The sequence below is a fragment of the Streptomyces sp. WI03-4A genome (assembly GCF_033792105.1).
Classification (GTDB): domain Bacteria; phylum Actinomycetota; class Actinomycetes; order Streptomycetales; family Streptomycetaceae; genus Streptomyces; species Streptomyces collinus_A.
The window spans coordinates 55,893-71,567 of the sequence record NZ_JARAUO010000041.1; the positions used below are offsets into that span (position 1 = coordinate 55,893).

Consider the following 15,675-nt stretch of genomic DNA (forward strand, 5'->3'; position numbering starts at 1 on the left):
GGCGGGCCGGCGGCGCGGCGCAGCGGCGCGGGCAGCACGTGTGCGAGCCGGTCGAGCAGGGGCTGGAACGAGGGGCTGGGCGGCAAGGGGTCACCTCCGTTGGCCGTACCCCTTCAAACGTGCCCCGGCTTCGGCCATGTGTGCCTCCGTCAGCAGGCTGGGCGTCAGCCCCGGCACGGAGGACGCCGTCAGCCACAGGCGGCACATCCACTCGAGCTGGGCGGTGCGGTCGTAGGCCTCGTCGAGCGTGGCGCCGTGGGTGACCGTGCCGTGGTTCTGCAGCAGGCAGCCGGAGCGGCCGTCGAGGGCCCGGAGCATGTTCCGCGCCAGTTCGTCGGTGCCGTAGGTCGCGTAGGGCGCGACGCGGACGACGCCGCCGAGGGCGCCGGCCATGTAGTGGACCGGGGGCAGCTCGGTCACGAGGGTGGAGACGGCCGTGGCGTGCACGGCGTGGGTGTGGACGACGGCGCGGGCGTCGGTGGTGCGGTAGACGGCGAGGTGCAGGGGCAGTTCGCTGGTCGGCACGAGCGTGCCGACGACCTGCCGTCCGGCGAGGTCGACGCCGGTGATGTCGGCGGGGGTCAGCCGGTCGTACGGCACGCCGGAGGGTGTGACCAGCACGAGGTCGCCGACGCGCGCCGAGACGTTGCCGGAGGTGCCGACGACCAGGCCGTCGGCGACGGTACGGCGGGCCGTCGCGACCAGCGCCTCCCAGGCGGCCGCAGCCTCTCCGTACGCCTCGGGGGCCCATGCGGTGCCCGCGGCCCCGGCGGCCTCACCGGCCTCGTCCGCCCCGTGCCCACCCTCCGTGCCGTCCGTGCCGTGCGTGCCCCGCCGCTGTTCCGCCATGCCGCGATCCTGCCAGCCGGACCGGCGGGGGCGGTCCGGGCGCCCGTTTCCGGCCGGAAGTCGTGCCCCCGAACGAGTGGACCTGGTCTGAACCGTCCGGAATCGGCCTGGTTCCCGGGAGTGCCGGTCATTCAATGAGCTTTCCCGATCGCCCGAACGACGGTCCACCGCCACTCCAGGGGGACGCATGGTCCGTGACCGCACACCCTCCCGCTCCCGCCGCCGCGCCGCCGCCCTCGCCGCCGCCGCGCTGGCCCTCGCGGGCGCCCAGGACGCGTCCGCCGTGCCCGCCGGGTCGCCCGCGACCTCGCTGGGGCTGCCGATGGGGCACGACGTCTCGTCACACCAGAAGCACGTCGACTGGCCGGCCGCGCGGTCGGAGGGCGCCCGGTTCACCTACGTCAAGGCGACCGAGTCGACGACCTACCGCAACCCCTACTTCCACCGGCAGTACGCCGGCGCGCGCCGTGCGGGGCTGATCCGCGGCTCGTACCACTTCGCACGCCCGGACCGCTCCTCGGGCGCGCGGCAGGCGTCGTACTTCGTGCGGCACGGCGGCGACTGGCGGGCGGACGGCTGGACGCTGCCGCCCGCGCTCGACATCGAGTACAACCCGTACAACCGGAAGCACCGCTGCTACGGGCTGGGGTGGAAGCGGATGGTCCGCTGGATCCGGTCCTTCAGCGACGAGGTGGCGCGCGAGACCGGCCGCCGGCCGGTGATCTACACCACCGCCGACTGGTGGGACGCGTGCACCGGTGACACCCGCGCCTTCGCCGCCGGCCACGCGCTGTGGATCGCCCGTCACGGCACGTCGGACCCCGGATCGCTGCCGGGCGGATGGTCGGACTGGACCTTCTGGCAGTACGGCGTCAGGGGCGGTCTGCCGGGTGACCAGAATCTCTTCAACGGGCCGCCGTGGCGGCTACGGGCCTTCGCGCGGGGCTGGTAGCCAAGGGGCGGCTGGGGCGTCGGGGCGGACGACATCCGGAACCTCTCTCACAGACACCGTCACGCCTGCCTCAGTTCACCTTCCGTTCACCCAGATTGCCTACGGTCCAACAGCCAACGACCTCGAACGATTGCCTGGGTAAATGGAAAGCTTCTCGCTGATCCTCGCGATTGTGGTGGTAACCGCACTCGCGTTCGATTTCACGAACGGTTTCCACGACACCGCCAACGCGATGGCCACGACCATCTCGACCGGCGCGCTCAAGCCCAAGGTCGCGGTGGCCATGTCCGCCGCGCTCAACCTTGTAGGCGCATTCCTCTCGGTGGAGGTCGCCAACACGATCTCCAAGGGTCTCGTGGACGAGACCGGCATCCGGCCCGAGGTCATCTTCGCCGCCCTGGTCGGCGCGATCCTCTGGAACCTGCTGACCTGGCTGGTGGGGCTCCCCTCCAGCTCCTCGCACGCCCTGATGGGCGGCCTGATCGGCGCCACCGTCGCCTCCGCCGGCTTCGGCGCGGTCCACGGTGACGTGCTGGTCACCAAGGTGCTGCTGCCGGCGGTCGCCGCCCCGGTGGTGGCGGGTCTGGCGGCCATGCTCTCCACTCGCTTCTCCTACGCCATCGGCAGCAAGGCGGACGGCGAGGCCACCCGCAAGGGCTACCGCGCCGGCCAGATCGCCTCGGCCGGTCTGGTCTCCCTCGCGCACGGCACCAACGACGCGCAGAAGACCATGGGCATCATCACCCTGGCGCTGATCGCGGGCGGCGCCGTCTCGCCGGGCTCCAACCCTCCCACCTGGGTGATCCTCTCCGCGGGCCTGGCCATCGCGCTCGGCACCTACATCGGCGGCTGGCGCATCATCCGCACCATGGGCACCGGCCTGACCGACCTGGAGCCGCGTCAGGGCTTCGCCGCCCAGACCAGCGCGGCCACCGCCATCCTGGCCTCCTCGCACCTCGGCTTCTCCCTCTCCACCACCCACGTGGTCTCCGGCTCGGTCATGGGCACGGGTCTGGGCCGCAAGGGCGGTGTGGTCCGCTGGTCCACCGCGACGCGCATGCTCATCGCCTGGGTGCTCACCCTCCCGGCCGCCGCGCTCGTCGGCGCGCTCGCCGAGTCCGTCACGGACCTGGGTGACTGGGGCACCGCGGTCGTCGCCGTCTTCCTGGTCGCCGCCAGCGCCGCGATCTGGAAGTACTCCCGGCGTGAGGTCGTGGACCACACCAGCGTCGTCGCCGGCCCGGCCGAGGAGCCGCCCGGCGTGGTGACCACCGCGATCGCCATGGTGACCCCGCCGCCCACCGGCACCGTCACCGAGGACCTCACGGCCACGATCCCGGCCCCGGTCCCGACCGAGCCCGCGACCCCGGCGGTCCCGCCGGCCGCAGCGGTCTGACCCCGAGCACCCGGTACTGAAGGAAGCAACCCATGAAGATCGACTGGGCGGCCATCGGCTCCGTCTTCGGCGTCAGCCTCGCGTTCGCGGTGGGCCTGGTGGCCCTGTTCACCCTCGGCATCAACGGCCTGGCGCGGCGCGAGAAGGCCGCCGCGCAGGGCGGCTCGGCGGCGCTCGCCGCCACCGGCGCGTACGTCTGCTTCGCGGCGTGCACGGCCGCGGTGGCCTACGGCATCTACCTGATCGTCGTCAAGCCCTGACGCACCGTTCGGAAGGCCCCCCGCCGGAGAGTTCCGGCGGGGGGCCTTCCGGCTGCCCGCCTCGTATCGGTGTGGGCCTCAGCACACTCTTCCCCCGCAGGTCACAGGCAAGTTGACGGCCCTTCCGGGCGCGTGGTGGACTGCCCAGGCCATGTACGGCGGCAGAAGAGGAAGCCGGTGCGAATCCGGCGCGGTCCCGCCACTGTCACCGGGGAAGTGTCCCCGGGAGCCAGGAACTCTCACCGCCGGTCTCGTCGAACCAGGGCGCGGACACCCTGAGTGAGGACATATCGCCATGCGCGGCTGCCGACCGACGTTCACCCACCGGACCCCGCCTGCCCTGACGACCGGCTGACCCGATGGGTGCCGATCGCTGCTACGCGTACGGCGCCGCCGCCGGCCTCCTCGGCGACCTGCTCCTCGGCGATCCGCGCCGGGGGCATCCGGTCGCCGCGTTCGGGCGGGCCGCCGGGGCCGTGGAACGGGTGCTGTGGCGCGACCACCGCGGGTGGGGCGCGCTGCACACCGGCGTGTGCGCCGGAGCCGCTGTCGCGCTCGGGGCGCTGGCCGAACGCGCCGTACGCCGCTCCCCCGCCGCCACCCTCGCGCTGACCGCGGCCGCCACCTGGTCCGTCGTGGGGGGCACTTCGCTCGCCCGGGAGGCCCGGGCCGTCGGGCGCGCCCTGGAGTCCGGCGACGTGCCGGCCGCCCGCGCGCGGCTGCCGCATCTGTGCGGCCGCGACCCGCACGCGCTGGACGCCGACGGGATCGCCCGCGCCGTGGTCGAGTCGGTCGCCGAGAACACCTCCGACGCCGTCGTCGGCGCCCTGGTGTGGGGTGCCGTAGCCGGCGTGCCGGGGCTGCTCGGCTTCCGGGCCGTCAACACCCTGGACGCGATGGTGGGGCACAGGTCGCCCCGCCACCTGCGCTACGGCTGGGCCTCCGCCCGCCTCGACGACGTCGCCGGCTGGCCGGGCGCGCGGCTCACCGCCGTGCTCGCCGCGGCGGCCGGGCCCGACCCGCGCGGCGCCCTGCGCGCCTGGAAGGCGGACGCGCACCGGCACCCGAGCCCCAACGCCGGTCCGGTGGAGGCGTCGTTCGCGGGCGCCCTGGGGGTGCGCCTCGGCGGGACGCTGTCCTACGCCGGCCGGGTCGAGCACCGGCCCGTGCTGAACGGGACGTCCGGGCGGGCCGTCCGGGTCACGGACATCGACCGGGCCGTACGGCTCTCCCGCCGCGTCGGCCTGCTCGCGCTCGGCGTCACGGCCGCGGCGCGCCTCCTCGTGAAGGGACGTGGCAAGTGAACGGTGGGCTCCTCGTCGCCGGCACCACCTCCGACGCCGGCAAGAGCGTCGTGACGGCCGGGATCTGCCGCTGGCTGGTGCGCCAGGGCGTGAAGGTGGCGCCGTTCAAGGCGCAGAACATGTCGCTGAACTCGTTCGTGACGCGCGAGGGCGCGGAGATCGGGCGGGCGCAGGCCATGCAGGCCCAGGCGTGCCGGATCGAGCCGACCGCGCAGATGAACCCCGTGCTGCTCAAGCCGGGCGGGGAGCAGAGCAGCCAGGTGGTGCTGCTGGGCAGACCGGTGGGCGAGATGAGCGCGCGCGGCTACCACGGCGGCCGTCAACAGCGGCTGCTGGGCACGGTGCTGGACTGCCTGGCCGAGTTGCGGGGCACGTATGACGCGGTGATCTGTGAGGGGGCGGGAAGCCCGGCCGAGATCAACCTGCGGCGCACCGACATCGTCAACATGGGCATCGCGCGGAACGCCCGACTGCCCGTGCTGGTGGTGGGCGACATCGACCGCGGGGGCGTCTTCGCCTCCTTCTTCGGCACCGTCGCCCTGCTCTCCCCCGAGGACCAGGAGCTGATCGCCGGGTTCCTGGTGAACAAGTTCCGGGGCGACGTCGGCCTGCTGGAGCCGGGCCTCGACATGCTCCGGGACCTCACCGGACGGCCGGCGTACGGCGTGCTGCCGTTCCGGCACGGGCTCGGCATCGACGAGGAGGACGGACTGCGGGTCTCCTTGCGCGGCACCGTGCGGGAGTCCACCGTCGCTCCCCCGGTCGGCGAGGACGTGCTGCGGGTCGCCGTGTGCGCGATCCCGCTGATGTCCAACTTCACCGACGTGGACGCGCTGGCCGCCGAACCGGGCGTCGTGGTGCGGTTCGTGGACCGGCCGGAGGAACTGGCCGACGCCGACCTGGTGGTGGTCCCGGGCACCCGCGGGACCGTGCGGGCCCTCGCCTGGCTGCGGGAGCGCGGCCTCGCCGACGCGCTGCGCGCCCGGGCCGCCGAGGGGCGGCCGACCCTCGGCATCTGCGGCGGCTTCCAGATCCTCGGCGAGCACATCGAGGACGAGGTCGAGTCGCGGGCCGGGGAGGTCCCCGGGCTCGGACTGCTGCCGGTGCGGGTGCGGTTCGCCCGCGAGAAGACCCTGACCCGGCCCACCGGCGAGGCCCTGGGCGAACGGGTCGAGGGCTACGAGATCCACCACGGGGTGGCCGAGGTGCTGGGCGGGGACGCCTTCCTCGACGGCTGCCGGGTCGGGCCGACCTGGGGCACGCACTGGCACGGCTCGCTGGAGTCGGACGGCTTCCGGCGGGCCTTCCTGCGCGAGGTGGCGGCCGCCGCGGGACGCCGCTTCGTGCCGGCCCCCGACACCTCGTTCGCCGCGCTGCGCGAGGAGCAACTCGACCGGCTCGGCGACCTGATCGAACAGCACGCGGACACGGACGCGCTGTGGCGGCTCATCGAGTCGGGCGCGCCGCAAGGACTGCCTTTCATTCCACCGGGAGCGCCCGCATGAGCACTGTGTTGTTGTTGTCGACCGCCGACACGGACCTGCTGGCGGCCCGGGCCTCCGGCGCGGACTACCGCATCGGGAACCCGACCCGGGTCGACGTGTCCGGGGAGCTGCCCCGGCTGCTCGACGGCGCCGACCTCGCCGTCGTCCGGCTGCTGGGCGGCAAGCGGGCGTGGGAGGACGGGCTGGCCGCCCTGAGGGCGTCCGGTGTGCCGACCGTGCTGCTGGGCGGCGAGGCCGTGCCGGACGCCGAGCTGATGGCCGAGTCGTCGGTCCCGGCGGGTGTGGTGGCGGAGGCGCTCAGGTACCTGGTCGAGGGCGGCCCCGCGAACCTGACCGAGCTGGCGCGGTTCCTCTCCGACACCGTGCTGCTGACCGGTGAGGGGTTCGAGGAGCCTCGGGGCATGCCGGAGTACGGCGTGCACGGGGCGTACGAACTGCGCGAGGACCGGCCCACCGTGGGCGTGCTGTTCTACCGGGCGCACGAACTGAGCGGCAACACCGGCTTCGTGGACACCCTGTGTGCGGCGATCGAGGCGAAGGGCGCCAACGCCCTGCCCGTGTACTGCGGTTCGCTGCGCGGCGCGGACGCGGGTCTGTACGAGCTGCTGGGGAAGGCCGACGCGCTGGTGGCGACCGTACTCGCGGCCGGCGGGACGCACGCCTCGCAGGCGTCGGCGGGCGGCGACGAGGAGTCCTGGGACATCGGGGCGCTCGCCGACCTGGACGTGCCCGTGCTGCAGGGGCTGTGCCTGACCTCCTCCCGGGCCGCCTGGGAGGCGTCCGACGCCGCGCTCTCCCCCATGGACGCGGCGATGCAGGTCGCCATCCCCGAGTTCGACGGCCGCCTGATCACCGTGCCGTTCTCCTTCAAGGAGCAGGGCCCGGACGAGGTCCCGGTCTACGTCGCCGACCCCGAGCGGGCCGCCCGGGTGGCCGGGATCGCCCTGCGCCACGCCCGGCTCAGGCACAAGCCGAACGCCGAGAAGCGGATCGCGCTGGTCTTCACCGCGTACCCGACCAAGCACTCGCGGGTCGGCAACGCGGTCGGCCTGGACACGCCCGCGTCGGCGGTGCGCGTCCTGGACGCCCTGCGGGACGCGGGCTACGGCCTCACCGACTACCCCGACAACGGCGACGAGTTGATCCACCGGCTGATCGAGGCCGGCGGTCACGACGTCGAGTGGCTGACGGAGGAGCAGCTCGCCGCCGCGCCCGCCCGGGTCCCGCTGGCCGACTACCGGGAGTGGTTCGGGACGCTGGACGCGGAGCTGCGGGACGCCATGACCGAGGCGTGGGGCGAGCCGCCGGGCAGCCTGTACGTGGACGGCGACGACATCGTGCTGGCCGCCCTGCGGTTCGGGAACGTCGTCGTGATGATCCAGCCGCCGCGCGGCTTCGGCGAGAACCCGATCGCGATCTACCACGACCCGGACATGCCGCCCTCGCACCACTACATGGCGGCCTACCGCTGGCTCGACCGGAGCTTCGGCGCGGACGCGGTGGTCCACATGGGCAAGCACGGCACCATGGAGTGGCTGCCGGGCAAGGGCCTCGGCCTGAGCGCCGGCTGCGCGCCGGACGCGGTCCTCGGCGAACTGCCGCTGATCTACCCGTTCATCGTCAACGACCCGGGTGAGGGCACCCAGGCCAAGCGGCGTGGGCACGCCACCGTCGTGGACCACCTCGTCCCGCCGATGGCGCGCGCCGACACCTACGGCGACCTGGCCAAGCTGGAGCAGCTCCTCGACGAGTACGCGCTGGTCTCCGACCTGGACCCGGCGAAGGCCCCGGCCGTCCGCGCGCAGATCTGGACGCTGGTCAAGGCGGCCGAGCTGCACCACGACCTGCACGTGGACGAGCAGCCGGACGACGAGGCGTTCGACGAGTTCGTCATGCACATCGACGGCTACCTGTGCGAGATCAAGGACGTGCAGATCCGCGACGGACTGCACGTCCTGGGCGGCGGTCCGGTCGGCGAGCCGCGGGTGAACCTCGTCCTCGCGGTGCTGCGGGCCGCGCAGGTGTGGGGCGGACAGGCGAACGCCCTGCCGGGTCTGCGGGCCTCGCTGGCCGCGCACTTCGGGCTGGTGGAGAAGGAACTGCTGGCCGAGCCCGGCGCCCCGGTGAAGGTGCCGGTGGAGCTGACCGACCTGGTGGACGGTCCGGCCCGCACCGCGTCCGACGCGATCGACCTGCTGGAGCAGCTGTGCCGGCGGGCGGCCGAGGCCCTGGAGGACCGGGCCTGGGACCGTGCGGTCGTCCCCGCGGTGCTGCGGGGCGTGCTCGGCACCGAACTTCCCGAGGCGGTGGCCGTGCTGGAGTTCGCCTGCGCCGAGGTCGTGCCGCGCCTGGCCCGCACCACCGACGAGATCGGGCACATCCTGCACGCCCTGGACGGCGGTTACGTCCCGGCGGGCCCGTCCGGATCGCCGACCCGGGGTCTGGTCAACGTCCTGCCGACCGGCCGGAACTTCTACTCGGTCGACCCCAAGGCGATCCCCTCGCGGCTGAGCTGGGAGGTCGGGCAGTCGCTCGCCGACTCGCTCGTCGCCCGCTACCTCCAGGACACCGGCGACTACCCGCGCTCGGTGGGTCTGACCGTGTGGGGCACGTCCGCGATGCGCACCCAGGGCGACGACATCGCCGAGATCCTGGCGCTGCTGGGCTGCCGTCCGGTGTGGGACGAGGCGTCCCGCCGGGTGACCGGCTTCGAGGTGGTCCCGCCGGCGGAGCTGGGCCGGCCGCGCATCGACGTCACGGTCCGCATCTCCGGCTTCTTCCGGGACGCGTTCCCGCATGTGGTCGGGCTGATCGACGACGCGGTGCGCGCGGTGGCCGAGCTGGACGAGCCGGCCGACCGCAACTTCGTGAAGGCACACGCCGACGAGGACACCGCCGGGCACGGCGACCGGCGCCGGGCCACGGCCCGCGTGTTCGGCTCCAAGCCGGGCGCGTACGGCGCCGGGCTGCTGCCGCTGATCGACGCCCGCAACTGGCGCTCCGACGCCGACCTCGCCGAGGTGTACGCGGTGTGGGGCGGCTACGCGTACGGCCGCGGGCTCGACGGGCGGGCGGCGCGCGGTGACATGGAGACGGCGTTCCGGCGGATCGCGGTCGCCGCGAAGAACGTCGACACCCGCGAGCACGACCTGGTCGACGCCGACGACTACTTCCAGTACCACGGCGGCATGGTCGCCATGGTCCGGCATCTGACCGGTGCCAACCCCGAGGCGTACGTGGGTGATTCGGCCACGCCCGATCAGGTGAAGACCCGGACGCTGGGCGAGGAGACCCACCGCGTCTTCCGGGCGCGCGTGGTCAACCCCCGCTGGATGGCGGCCATGCGCCGGCACGGCTACAAGGGCGCCTTCGAGATGGCGGCCACCGTGGACTACCTGTTCGGCTACGACGCCACGGCGGGCGTGGTCGACGACTGGATGTACGAGAAGCTCAGCGCGGAGTACGTGTTCGACCCGGAGAACCGGGACTTCATGAAGCAGTCCAACCCGTGGGCGCTGCGCGGGATCACCGAGCGGCTGCTGGAGGCGGCGGACCGCGGGCTGTGGGCGGAACCGGACGCGGAGACGCTGGAGCGGCTGCGCGCCACCTATCTGGAGCTGGAAGGCGACTTGGAGGGCGACCAGTGACCACCCCGTTCCCGTTCACGGCCGTGGTCGGCCAGGACGACCTGCGGCTCGCGCTGCTGCTGAACGCCGTCTCGCCGGCGGTCGGCGGTGTGCTGGTGCGCGGCGAGAAAGGCACCGCCAAGTCGACGGCGGTGCGCGCCCTCTCGGCGCTGCTGCCGGCGGTCGCCGTGGTGCCCGGCTGCCGTTTCTCCTGCGACCCGGCCGCGCCCGACCCGGCGTGCCCCGACGGCCCGCACGAGCCGGGCGGCGGGGCGGACCGGCCGGCCCGGATGGTCGAGCTGCCGGTCGGCGCCTCCGAGGACCGGCTGGTCGGCGCGCTCGACATCGAGCGGGCGCTCGCCGAGGGCGTCAAGGCGTTCGAGCCGGGCCTGCTGGCCGACGCGCACCGCGGCATCCTCTACGTCGACGAGGTCAACCTGCTCCACGACCACCTGGTCGACCTGCTGCTGGACGCGGCGGCGATGGGGGCGTCGTACGTGGAGCGCGAGGGCGTCTCCGTGCGGCACGCGGCCCGCTTCCTGCTGGTCGGCACCATGAACCCGGAAGAGGGCGAACTGCGCCCGCAGTTGCTGGACCGGTTCGGGCTGACCGTGGAGGTCGCCGCCTCCCGGGAGCCGGAGCAACGGGTGGAGGTCGTACGGCGCCGGCTGGCGTACGACGACGATCCGGACGGCTTCGCCGCGCGCTGGGCGGCGGAGGAGGCCGCCGTACGGCAGCGGATCGTCGTGGCGCGGCGGCTGCTGCCCGAGGTGCGCCTCGGTGACGGCGCGCTGCGGCAGATCGCGGCGACCTGCGCGGCCTTCGAGGTGGACGGCATGCGGGCCGACATCGTGATGGCGCGCACGGCGACCGCGCTGGCCGCGTGGGCCGGGCGGACCGAGGTGCTGGCCGAGGACGTACGGCAGGCCGCGCTGCTCGCGCTGCCGCACCGGCGCCGGCGCAACCCGTTCGACGCGCCGGGGCTGGACGAGGACAAGCTCGACGACACGCTGGAGCAGTACGCCGGCGACGACGACGGCGGCGAGGACGACCCCGATCCGGACGGTCCCGGCGGGGGCGGCGGCGGGCCGCGGCCCGACGACGGACCGCAGGGCGGCGGGGACACCGCCGCGCGGCCGGAGGCCGGCGAGGGCGGGGAACCGCAGGCGTCCGGAGCGCGGGAGCAGGCCGCCGCGCCGGCGGCCGAGCCCTTCCGGACCAAGGCGCTGAGCGTCCCCGGCATCGGCGAGGGCGCCGCGGGCCGGCGCTCCCGGGCGCGCACCGAGCACGGGCGGACCACCGGGGCCAGGCGGCCCCGGGGCACGCTGACCAAGCTGCACCTGGCGGCCACCGTGCAGGCGGCCGCCCCGCACCAGCGGGCGCGCGGCCGGTCGGGACCGGGCCTGGTGATCCGCCGGGACGATCTGCGGCAGGCGACCCGGGAGGGCCGCGAGGGCAACCTCGTGCTGTTCGTGGTGGACGCCTCCGGGTCGATGGCGGCGCGGCAGCGGATGGGCGCGGTGAAGGGCGCCGTGCTGTCGCTGCTGCTGGACGCCTACCAGCGGCGGGACAAGGTCGGTCTGGTGACCTTCCGGGGTGCCGCGGCCGAGGTGGCGCTGCCGCCGACCTCCTCCGTGGACGCGGCGGCGGCCCGGCTCGGGTCGCTGCCGACCGGCGGGCGCACCCCGCTGGCGGCGGGGCTGCTCAGGGCGCACGAGGTGCTGCGGGTGGAGCGGCTGCGGGACCCGGCGCGCCGGGCGCTGGTCGTGGTGGTGACCGACGGGCGGGCGACCGGCGGTCCGGAGCCGGTGGTGCAGGCGGGCCGCGCGGCCCGGCTGTTCGCCGCCGACGGGGTCGCCTCGGTGGTCGTGGACTGCGAGTCGGGGCCGGTGCGGCTCGGGCTCGCCGGGCAGCTCGCGGGAGAGCTGGGCGGTACGGCCGTGACCCTGGACGGGCTGCGGGCCGACTCGATCGCCGGTCTGGTCAGGGATGTGCAGGGGACGCAGAGGACGCCGGGGAGGGCCGCGTAATGCCGCAGGGACAGCCGAGTGTGGTGCCGGACGACGGGCTGACGACCCGGCAGCGGCGCAACCGGCCGCTGGTCGTGGTCCACACGGGCGTCGGCAAGGGCAAGTCGACGGCCGCGTTCGGGCTCGCGCTGCGCGCCTGGAACCAGGGCTGGCCGATCGGGGTGTTCCAGTTCGTCAAGTCCGCGAAGTGGAAGGTCGGCGAGGAGAACGCGCTGCGCGTCCTCGGCGCCTCCGGCGAGGGCGGGACCGTCGACTGGCACAAGATGGGCGAGGGCTGGTCCTGGGTCCAGCGCGACGCGCAGATGGACAACGAGGAGAAGGCCCGGGAGGGCTGGGAGCAGGTCAAGCGCGACCTCGCGGCCGAGACGTACCGGCTGTACGTGCTGGACGAGTTCGCGTACCCGATGCACTGGGGGTGGGTCGACACCGAGGAGGTGGTCGACGTGCTGCGGAACCGGCCCGGCACCCAGCACGTGGTGGTCACCGGCCGGAACGCGCCGGACAAGCTCGTGGACTTCGCCGACCTGGTCACCGACATGTCCAAGGTGAAGCACCCCATGGACACGGGCCAGAAGGGCCAGAAGGGCATCGAGTGGTGACGTCCGTTCCCCGGCTGGTCGTCGCCGCGCCGTCGTCCGGCAGCGGCAAGACCACCGTCGCCACGGGGCTGATGGCCGCGTTCGCCGCGCGGGGGCTCGCCGTGTCCCCGCACAAGGTCGGGCCGGACTACATCGACCCGGGGTACCACGCGCTCGCGACCGGGCGCACGGGACGGAACCTGGACGCCTACCTGTGCGGCCCCGAACTGGTCGCCCCGCTGTTCCTGCACGGGGCGCGGGGGTGCGACCTGGCGGTCGTCGAGGGCGTGATGGGGCTGTACGACGGGGCCGCGGGCGAGGGCGAGCTGGCGTCCACCGCCCATGTCGCCAAGCTGCTGGGTGCGCCGGTGGTGCTGGTCGTGGACGCGTCGTCGCAGTCGCGCTCGGTGGCGGCGCTGGTGCACGGGTTCGCCTCCTGGGACCCGGAGGTGCGGATCGGCGGCGTGATCCTGAACAAGGTCGGCTCGGACCGGCACGAGGCGCTGCTGCGGGAGGCGCTGGACGCCTCCGGCGTTCCCGTGCTGGGGGTGCTGCGGCGGGCCCCGCAGGTGGACACGCCGTCCCGGCACCTCGGGCTCGTACCCGTCGCCGAGCGGCGCTCCGCCGCGGTCGAGGCCGTATCCGCCATGGCGGCGCAGGTGGCTCGCGGGTGCGATCTGGACGCGCTGGAAGCACTCGCCCGGGGAGCCGGTGCCCTTCCCGGGGGCTCCGCCCCTTGGAGCCCCGCCTCGCCGACCCACCACCCGACTCGGTCCGCCGGGAAGCGGGCGCCCGTCGTCGCCGTCGCCGGTGGGCCCGCGTTCAGCTTCTCCTACGCCGAGCACACCGAGCTGCTCGCCGCCGCCGGGGCCGAGGTCGTCACCTTCGACCCGCTGCACGACGAGCGGCTGCCGGACGGGACCGCGGGGCTGGTCGTCGGGGGCGGCTTCCCCGAGGTGTACGCCGGTGAGCTGTCCGCCAACGAGCCGCTGCGCAAGGAGATCGCGGAGCTGGCCCTCGGCGGCGCCCCGGTTGCGGCCGAGTGCGCCGGGCTCCTCTACCTCTGCCGGGAACTGGACGGCCGGCCCATGTGCGGGGTGCTGGACGCCACCGCGCGGATGACGGAACGGCTCACCCTCGGCTACCGCGACGCGGTGGCCGTCGGGGACAGTGTGCTGGCCGCCGCCGGGACCCGGATGCGCGGGCACGAGTTCCACCGCACGCTCGTCGAACCCGGCGCCGGTGCGGCTCCCGCCTGGGGGCTGCTGGCCCCGGCCCGGCGGGTCGAAGGTTTCGTGCAGCAGGGCGTGCACGCGAGTTATCTGCACACGCACTGGGCGTCCGAGCCCGGTGTGGCCCGTCGGTTCGTGGAGAGGTGCCGGACGTCATGAGCAGCAGGCTGGTCGGTGTCGGGGTCGGTCCCGGTGACCCGGAGCTGGTGACCGTCAAGGGGGTCAACGCGCTGCGCGCGGCGGACGTCGTCGTCGTGCCCGTGATGGACAGCGGGGAGCGCGGGCGGGCGGAGGCGACCGTGCTGCACTACGTGCCCGAGGACAAGGTGGTCCGGGTGGTGTTCGCGCTGAACGAGCGGACCGACCGGGCGCGGCGGGAGGCGGCCTGGGACGCGGCCGGCGCGCGGGTGGCCGGGCTGCTCGAACGGTTCGGCTCCGTCGCCTTCGCCACCATCGGGGACCCGAACGTGTACTCGACGTTCACGTATCTCGCGCAGACGATCGCCGAGCTGGTGCCGGGCGTGGTGGTGGAGACCGTGCCCGGGATCACCGCCATGCAGGACCTGGCGGCGCGCTCGGGCGCGGTGCTCACCGAGGGGACCGAGCCGCTGACGCTGGTGCCGGTGACGGCGGGTTCCGCCGTGCTGAAGGAGGCGCTGGCCGGGCCGGGGACCGTGGTGGCGTACAAGTTCGGGCGGCAGGCCGCCGAGGTGGCCGAGGCACTGCGGGAGACGGGCCGGATCGGGGACGCCGTGTGGGGGTCCGCGCTCGGGCTGCCCGAGGAGTCGGTGCGGCCGGCCGGCGAGCTGGACGGGGCGGCGCTGCCGTACCTGTCCACGCTGATCGCTCCGCCGCGGCGCGAGGGCGGACGGGGCGGGAAGCTGTGAGCCGGTACGTGGAGCGGCCGGTGCGGGAGGCTTTGAGCCGGCACGCGAGCCCGTCGGGGCAGGAGGCCCGGGGCCGGCACGCGGACCGGCCGGTGCGGGAGGCTTTGAGCCGGCACGCGAGCCCGTCGGGGCAGGAGGCCCGGGGCCGGCACGCGAGCCCGTCGGGGCAGGAGGACGGGGGCCGGTACGCGAGCCCGTCGGGGCAGGAGGCCCGGGGCCGGCACGCGAGCCCGTCGGGGCAGGAGGACGGGGGCCGGTACGTGGAGCGGCCGGTGCGGTCAGCCGCCGGAGACTCCGACCACCAGCCAGATGAAGGCGGCACCCGCCACCGTGCACAGCAGGGTGGAACGGGCGGGGTGCTCGTGGTGGGCCTCGGGGAGGATCTCGGCGGCGGCGAGATAGAGCAGCACGCCGCCGAAGAGACCGAGATAGCCGCCGAGCACCGGTTCGGGGAGGTGGAAGAAAACGGTCGACAGCGCGCCCACCAGGGGTGCGCAGGCGTCGGCCACGAGCATGCCTATCGCCCGGCGGCGCGCGTTGCCGTACAGGCTGGTGATGGTGAAGGTGTTGAAGCCGTCGGCGAAGTCGTGCGCGATCACGGCGAGCGCGACGGAGGCGCCCATGCCGCCGCCCACCTGGAAGGCGGCGCCGATCGCCACGCCGTCCATGGCGCTGTGGCCGACCATCGCGGCGGCCGCCGTCAGGCCCACCTCGGGCGCCCGGTGGTCGTGCTCGTCGCCGCCGTGGGCGGCCTGCCGTGCGGCCAGGGTGCGCTCGACCAGATGGGCGAGCAGGAATCCGGCCACGAACAGCAGCAGCGCGGCGGGCACGCCGAAGACCTCGCGGTCGGCCGCGTGCAGGGCCTCCGGGAGCAGGTCGAGGCCGACCACGCCGAGCATCAGACCGCCGGCCAGTCCCAGGACCAGGTGCCTGCGGTCGGTCACGCGCTGAGCCGTCCAGCCGCCGGCCAGCGTCATCAGGAACGCGCCGAGCGCGACGAAGACCGCCATAGGCCCCTTGCTATCCGATGGAGGCGCCTTCGCGCACATCCGGGGG

General features: G+C 74.5%; 12 protein-coding genes and 1 riboswitch. Of the genes, 10 read left to right on the forward strand and 2 right to left on the reverse strand.

The annotated features are described in order from the left end of the window. Positions 1 to 90: 90 nt before the first annotated feature. Positions 91 to 849, reverse strand: coding sequence for a class II aldolase/adducin family protein (locus tag PV343_RS31785; protein ID WP_319150495.1), 759 nt, complete (start codon positions 847 to 849; stop codon positions 91 to 93). Positions 850 to 1,036: 187 nt separating this feature from the next. Here PV343_RS31785 and PV343_RS31790 point away from each other — a divergent pair, with 187 nt between their 5' ends. The 10 genes from PV343_RS31790 (at position 1,037) to cobI (ending at position 14,619) form a co-directional block, all read left to right on the forward strand. After that, on the forward strand, positions 1,037 to 1,801 hold the full coding sequence (locus tag PV343_RS31790; RefSeq protein WP_319150496.1) for a GH25 family lysozyme: 765 nt from the start codon (positions 1,037 to 1,039) through the stop codon (positions 1,799 to 1,801). Positions 1,802 to 1,943: 142 nt separating this feature from the next. Further along, positions 1,944 to 3,197: an inorganic phosphate transporter gene (locus PV343_RS31795; RefSeq protein ID WP_319150497.1), complete on the forward strand. Its 1,254-nt coding sequence runs from the start codon at positions 1,944 to 1,946 to the stop codon at positions 3,195 to 3,197. A gap of 32 nt (positions 3,198 to 3,229) precedes the next feature. After that, complete coding sequence (locus PV343_RS31800; protein WP_133922345.1) at positions 3,230 to 3,457, forward strand: hypothetical protein; 228 nt, start codon at positions 3,230 to 3,232, stop codon at positions 3,455 to 3,457. 118 nt (positions 3,458 to 3,575) lie between these two features. Beyond that, positions 3,576 to 3,717, forward strand: a riboswitch (cobalamin riboswitch). Positions 3,718 to 3,816: 99 nt separating this feature from the next. Further along, positions 3,817 to 4,761, forward strand: coding sequence for a cobalamin biosynthesis protein (locus PV343_RS31805; RefSeq protein ID WP_319150498.1), 945 nt, complete (start codon positions 3,817 to 3,819; stop codon positions 4,759 to 4,761). After that, on the forward strand, positions 4,758 to 6,266 hold the full coding sequence (locus PV343_RS31810; RefSeq protein WP_319150499.1) for a cobyric acid synthase: 1,509 nt from the start codon (positions 4,758 to 4,760) through the stop codon (positions 6,264 to 6,266). Before PV343_RS31805 ends, PV343_RS31810 begins: the two co-directional genes overlap by 4 nt. Beyond that, positions 6,263 to 9,913, forward strand: a complete 3,651-nt coding sequence (gene cobN / locus PV343_RS31815) for a cobaltochelatase subunit CobN (protein WP_319150500.1) — start codon at positions 6,263 to 6,265, stop codon at positions 9,911 to 9,913. The genes PV343_RS31810 and cobN overlap by 4 nt, the downstream gene beginning before the upstream one ends. After that, positions 9,910 to 11,922, forward strand: a complete 2,013-nt coding sequence (locus tag PV343_RS31820) for a putative cobaltochelatase (RefSeq protein WP_319150501.1) — start codon at positions 9,910 to 9,912, stop codon at positions 11,920 to 11,922. The genes cobN and PV343_RS31820 overlap by 4 nt, the downstream gene beginning before the upstream one ends. Then, positions 11,922 to 12,521 carry a cob(I)yrinic acid a,c-diamide adenosyltransferase gene (gene cobO / locus PV343_RS31825; RefSeq protein WP_319150502.1) on the forward strand — a complete coding sequence of 200 codons (600 nt, stop codon included), beginning with the start codon at positions 11,922 to 11,924 and terminating at the stop codon, positions 12,519 to 12,521. Before PV343_RS31820 ends, cobO begins: the two co-directional genes overlap by 1 nt. After that, the gene (locus PV343_RS31830) at positions 12,515 to 13,891 is read left to right on the forward strand and encodes a cobyrinate a,c-diamide synthase (RefSeq protein ID WP_319150503.1); all 1,377 of its coding nucleotides are present in this window, start codon (positions 12,515 to 12,517) and stop codon (positions 13,889 to 13,891) included. Before cobO ends, PV343_RS31830 begins: the two co-directional genes overlap by 7 nt. Beyond that, on the forward strand, positions 13,888 to 14,619 hold the full coding sequence (gene cobI, locus PV343_RS31835; RefSeq protein ID WP_319150504.1) for a precorrin-2 C(20)-methyltransferase: 732 nt from the start codon (positions 13,888 to 13,890) through the stop codon (positions 14,617 to 14,619). The genes PV343_RS31830 and cobI overlap by 4 nt, the downstream gene beginning before the upstream one ends. 278 nt (positions 14,620 to 14,897) lie before the next feature. On the opposite strand, the gene PV343_RS31840 is transcribed toward cobI, so the two are convergent. Next, complete coding sequence (locus PV343_RS31840) at positions 14,898 to 15,629, reverse strand: ZIP family metal transporter (RefSeq protein ID WP_319150505.1); 732 nt, start codon at positions 15,627 to 15,629, stop codon at positions 14,898 to 14,900. Positions 15,630 to 15,675 lie beyond the last annotated feature (46 nt).

Coding starts and splice junctions, on each gene's coding strand:
- PV343_RS31785 (WP_319150495.1), bottom strand. CDS start 849: ATGGCGGAACAGCGGCGGGGCACGCACGGCACGGACGGCACGGAGGGT.
- PV343_RS31790 (WP_319150496.1), top strand. CDS start 1,037: ATGGTCCGTGACCGCACACCCTCCCGCTCCCGCCGCCGCGCCGCCGCC.
- PV343_RS31795 (WP_319150497.1), top strand. CDS start 1,944: ATGGAAAGCTTCTCGCTGATCCTCGCGATTGTGGTGGTAACCGCACTC.
- PV343_RS31800 (WP_133922345.1), top strand. CDS start 3,230: ATGAAGATCGACTGGGCGGCCATCGGCTCCGTCTTCGGCGTCAGCCTC.
- PV343_RS31805 (WP_319150498.1), top strand. CDS start 3,817: ATGGGTGCCGATCGCTGCTACGCGTACGGCGCCGCCGCCGGCCTCCTC.
- cobN (WP_319150500.1), top strand. CDS start 6,263: ATGAGCACTGTGTTGTTGTTGTCGACCGCCGACACGGACCTGCTGGCG.
- cobO (WP_319150502.1), top strand. CDS start 11,922: ATGCCGCAGGGACAGCCGAGTGTGGTGCCGGACGACGGGCTGACGACC.
- cobI (WP_319150504.1), top strand. CDS start 13,888: ATGAGCAGCAGGCTGGTCGGTGTCGGGGTCGGTCCCGGTGACCCGGAG.
- PV343_RS31840 (WP_319150505.1), bottom strand. CDS start 15,629: ATGGCGGTCTTCGTCGCGCTCGGCGCGTTCCTGATGACGCTGGCCGGC.